The sequence below is a fragment of the uncultured Aquincola sp. genome (assembly GCF_964001545.1).
Taxonomy (GTDB): domain Bacteria; phylum Pseudomonadota; class Gammaproteobacteria; order Burkholderiales; family Burkholderiaceae_C; genus Aquincola.
In genome coordinates this window covers 1-3,851 of record NZ_CAXFDV010000325.1, presented here as the reverse complement: position 1 = coordinate 3,851, position 3,851 = coordinate 1, and the positions used below count along the sequence as shown (strand labels likewise).

The window sequence follows — 3,851 nt, the reverse complement described above, 5'->3', positions numbered from 1 at the left end:
GCTTCCTGCAGCAGCCATTGCCGAAAGGCCACCAGCGCGGGCCGCTCGGCCTGCGCGGGCAGGCAGCACAGGTAGTAGCCGCGCGGCAGCGCCACCGGCAGGTCGAAGGGCACGGCCAGGCGGCCGCTGGCCACCTCCTGTCGCACCAGGCAGCGCTGCACCAGGGCCACGCCCATGTCGGCCATGGCCGCCTGTACCAGGATCGACACCTGGTCGAACGCGGTGGCCACCACCGGCTGCACGCCAGGCGCACCCACCGCGCGGAACCATTGCGCCCAGTTGTCGGGCGAGGTGGTGTGGCCCAGCAAGGGCTCGGCCGCCAGCGCGGCCGGCGTGGCCCAGCGCCGCGCGGCCAGCCGCTGGGGGCGGCACACCGGCACCACCTCGTGGCCGATCACGTCGTCCACCTGCCAGTGCGGCCATTGCGCGGCGCCCAGGCCGGTGAGCAGCGCCGCATCGGGCGCGCCGGGGCCGCTGAAGTCTTCGTCCTTGCGGTAAGGCACGAAGCGCAGCCGCAGCTGCGGATGCTGTTGCTGCAAGCCCGCCAGCCGCGGCACCAGCCACACGCTGGCCAACGTGGGCACCACCGCCAGCGACAGCACCGGCGCGGCGGCCGACTGCAGCAGGCCGGCACTGGCCTGCTCGATCTGCGCCAGCGGCGCTTCCACCTGCTGCAGCAGCTGGCGCCCCGCCTCGGTGAGCAGCAGGCCGGCTGCCTGGCGCAGCAGCAACGGCTGGCCGAAGTGCTGTTCCAGCCGTGCCACGGCGCGGCTGATGGCGCCCTGGGTGACGCACAGCTGCTCGGCCGCACGGGTGAAGCTGCCGCTGCGGACGGTGGCCACGAAGGCATGCAGCTCGGACATCGAAGGAGATTGCAGCCGCATGGCAGGCGGTATGACAGGAGGTAATGCGCGAGTGCCGGATTGTCGTTTGTGCGCCGAAGGGCCTTCGCCCAGACTGCGCGGCCATGACGACCCACCCCGCCTTCTTGACCGATTCTTCCGCCGACACCGCCGACGGCTCCCGCCGCCGGCAGCTGCTGCGCAGCGCCATCGCGCTGGGCGCTGCCGGTCTGCTGTCCACCGCGGGCTGGGCCCAGGGCAGCTACCCCGAGCGCACCATCAAGCTGGTGGTGCCGTTTGCCCCCAGCGGCAGCACCGACATGGCGGCGCGGCTGATCGCCGAATACGCCGGCCAGGAGCTGGGCCAGACCATCGTGGTGGAGAACCGCGCCGGCGCCGGCGGCTCGCTGGGCATGGAGCAGGTGGCCAAGAGCAAGGCCGACGGCTACACCCTGGGCATGGCGTCGATGAGCACGCACGGCTCCAACCCCGCGGTGTTCGGCAGCCGCCTGAAGTACGACCCCGTCAAGGACTTTGCGCCGGTGACCAACGTGGCCACGGTGCCCAGCGTGTTCGCGGTCAACCCCAAGGTGCCGGCGCGCACCATGCCCGAGTTCATCGCGCTGGCCAAAGCCGAGCCGGGCAAGTACGCCTTCGCCTCGCCGGGCACCGGCTCGCTGGGGCACGCCAACATCGAGCACTTCGCTTCGCTGGCCAAGCTGCAGCTGCTGCACGTGCCCTACAAGGGCGCCGGCCTGGCGATGACCGATGCGGTGGCCGGCCAGGTGGACGCCATCACCGACAACCTGCCTTCGGCGCTGCCGCACATCAAGGCCGGCCGGCTGCGCGCGCTGGCGGTGCTGGGCGACAAGCGCTCGCCGATGCTGCCCGACGTGCCCACCTACGGTGAGCTGGGCTTTCCGCAGATGGGCGGTGGCGGCTGGTTCGGCATCGTGGCGCCGGCGGGCACGCCGCAGCCGGTGATCGCGCGGCTGAATGCCGCCATCCACAAGGCCATGCAGCACCCCGAGTTCATCCGCAAGATGGACGAGTCGGGCGCCACGCTGATCCCCGGCACGCCGGCCGAGTTCGCGCAGCAGATCCGCGTGGCCATCGAGCGCTACGACCGCGTGAGCAAGGTGGCGCGCATCCGCGCAGATTGAAGCTCATGGACGTCCCGTTCAAGCTGCAGCCGCCCCGCGCCCCCGCCATCGCGCTGGTGTGCGACTCGCCGCACAGCGGCACCGACTACCCCGAGGACTTCCGGCCCGCGGTGCCGATGCACCTGCTGCGCCGTGCCGAAGACACCCACGTCGACCGGCTGTGGGCGGCCGTGCCCGACGTCGGCGGCACGCTGCTGGCGGCGCACTTTCCGCGCACCTACATCGACGTCAACCGCACGCTGGACGACCTGGACCCGGCGCTGATGGACGGGCCCTGGCCCACGCCGTTGCAGCCCGGCCCGAAGACACAGCTGGGCTACGGCCTGGTGTGGCGCAACGTCAATGCCAGCACGCCGATCTACGACCGCAAGTTGTCTATCCAAGAGGTGCAGCAGCGCATCGAGCGCTGCTACCAGCCCTACCACGCGGCCCTGGCCGGCGCCATCGACCAGTCGCTGCTGAACTTCGGCCGCGTGTGGCACCTGAACCTGCACTCGATGCCCGACGACGCCTACCAGCGCCTGGGCATCCGCAGCCCGCATCCGCTGGCCGACTTCGTGCTGGGCGACCGGGACGGCAGCACCTGCAGCCCCGAGTTCGTGGCCCTGGTGGAGGCCGAACTGCGCGCCCGCGGCTACACCGTGGCGCGCAACGACCCCTACAAGGGCGTGGGCCTGATCGCCAAGATCGGCCAGCCCGCGCTGGGCCGCCACAGCCTGCAGATCGAGCTGCGTCGCCCGGTGTACATGAACGAGGCCACCCGCGAGCCCACCGCCAACTTCAGCGTGGTGCAGGCCGACCTGGCACAGGTGCTGGCCGCGATCGCGCGCTACGTCGGGGCGCAGACGGCCTGAACGGCTTCAGCCGGCAGGCGGTGCGTGGCACACCGCCTCGATGTTGTGGCCATCGGGGTCCAGCACGAAGGCGCCGTAGTAGTTCGGGTGGTAGTGCAGCCGCAGCCCCGGCGGGCCGTTGTCGCGGCCGCCCGCGGCCAGAGCCGCGCGGTGAAAGGCGTCCACCGTCTGCCGGTCGGCCACCCGAAAGGCCACATGCACCGGCGGCTGGTTGGGCGTGCCGCGGCTGATCCAGAACTCGGGCTTGGGCGGCTCGCCGAAGCCGGCCACGTCGGTATGGCCGGTGACCTCGGCCGCCAGCTCCACCAGCTGTTCGAAGCCCAAGGGCCGCAGCGCCTCGCGGTAGAAGGCCTGGCTGCGCGCGAAGTCGCTGACGGTGACGCCGGTGTGATCGATCATGGCAGTGGGTGCGAAGGGAATTGAACCGTTCGCGGACAATGTAGCGCCCCCTGCCGCCCCTGCATGTCCAGCCCCGCCCCTTTCCGTGTGCTGTCGGTCATCCCGCCGATGACGCAGCTCAACACGCCCTACCCCTCCACCGCCTACCTCACCGGCTTCCTGCGCTCGCGCGGGTTCGACGCGGTGCAGGAAGACCTGGCGCTGGCCCTGGTGCTGGACCTGCTGTCGCCCACGGGCCTGGCCGCCGTGCTTGAGCGGGCCGAGGCGCTGCCCGCTGCGCAGCGCAGCCCGCAGGTGGCGCATTTCGTGGCCAAGGCCGACCGTTACCTCGCCACCATCGGCCCCACCATCCGCTTCCTGCAGGGGCACGACGCGACGCTGGCCCACCGCATCGCCACCCGGCGCTGGCTGCCGGAGGGCGCACGCTTCCGCTCGCTGGACGTGTACGTGGACGACGACGGCGGCGACCCGCTGGCCTGGGCCTTCGGCGCGCTGGGCCTGCAAGACCGTGCCCGCCACCTGGCCACGCTGTACCTGAACGACCTGGCCGATGTGCTGCGCGACGCCATCGACCCGCGCTTCGAGTTCGTGCG

General features: G+C 71.7%; 4 protein-coding genes and 1 pseudogene. 3 read left to right on the top strand and 2 right to left on the bottom strand.

Annotated features, from left to right (window positions below; genetic code table 11):
• Positions 1-884, bottom strand: an 884-nt coding sequence (locus ABNT58_RS11375; protein WP_348753591.1) for a LysR substrate-binding domain-containing protein, incomplete at its 3' end; no start/stop codon positions are given.
• Positions 885-967: 83 nt separating this feature from the next.
• Here ABNT58_RS11375 and ABNT58_RS11370 point away from each other — a divergent pair.
• Positions 968-2,005, top strand: coding sequence for a tripartite tricarboxylate transporter substrate binding protein BugE (locus ABNT58_RS11370; RefSeq protein ID WP_348753590.1), 1,038 nt, complete (start codon positions 968-970; stop codon positions 2,003-2,005).
• 5 nt (positions 2,006-2,010) lie between these two features.
• Complete coding sequence (locus tag ABNT58_RS11365; protein ID WP_348753589.1) at positions 2,011-2,859, top strand: N-formylglutamate amidohydrolase; 849 nt, start codon at positions 2,011-2,013, stop codon at positions 2,857-2,859.
• Between the two features lie 6 nt (positions 2,860-2,865).
• Here the strand turns inward: ABNT58_RS11365 and ABNT58_RS11360 are convergent, their stop codons facing one another.
• Positions 2,866-3,258 (bottom strand): VOC family protein, encoded by a 393-nt coding sequence (locus ABNT58_RS11360; RefSeq protein WP_348753588.1) that lies wholly within the window; start codon positions 3,256-3,258, stop codon positions 2,866-2,868.
• A gap of 63 nt (positions 3,259-3,321) precedes the next feature.
• Between ABNT58_RS11360 and ABNT58_RS11355 the strand changes: the two are divergent.
• A pseudogene (locus tag ABNT58_RS11355) lies at positions 3,322-3,851 on the top strand (radical SAM protein); the annotation flags it as partial.

Bases quoted from the DNA above. Each gene is read 5' to 3' on its own strand.
- ABNT58_RS11370 (WP_348753590.1), top strand. From the start codon at position 968: ATGACGACCCACCCCGCCTTCTTGACCGATTCTTCCGCCGACACCGCC.
- ABNT58_RS11365 (WP_348753589.1), top strand. From the start codon at position 2,011: ATGGACGTCCCGTTCAAGCTGCAGCCGCCCCGCGCCCCCGCCATCGCG.
- ABNT58_RS11360 (WP_348753588.1), bottom strand. From the start codon at position 3,258: ATGATCGATCACACCGGCGTCACCGTCAGCGACTTCGCGCGCAGCCAG.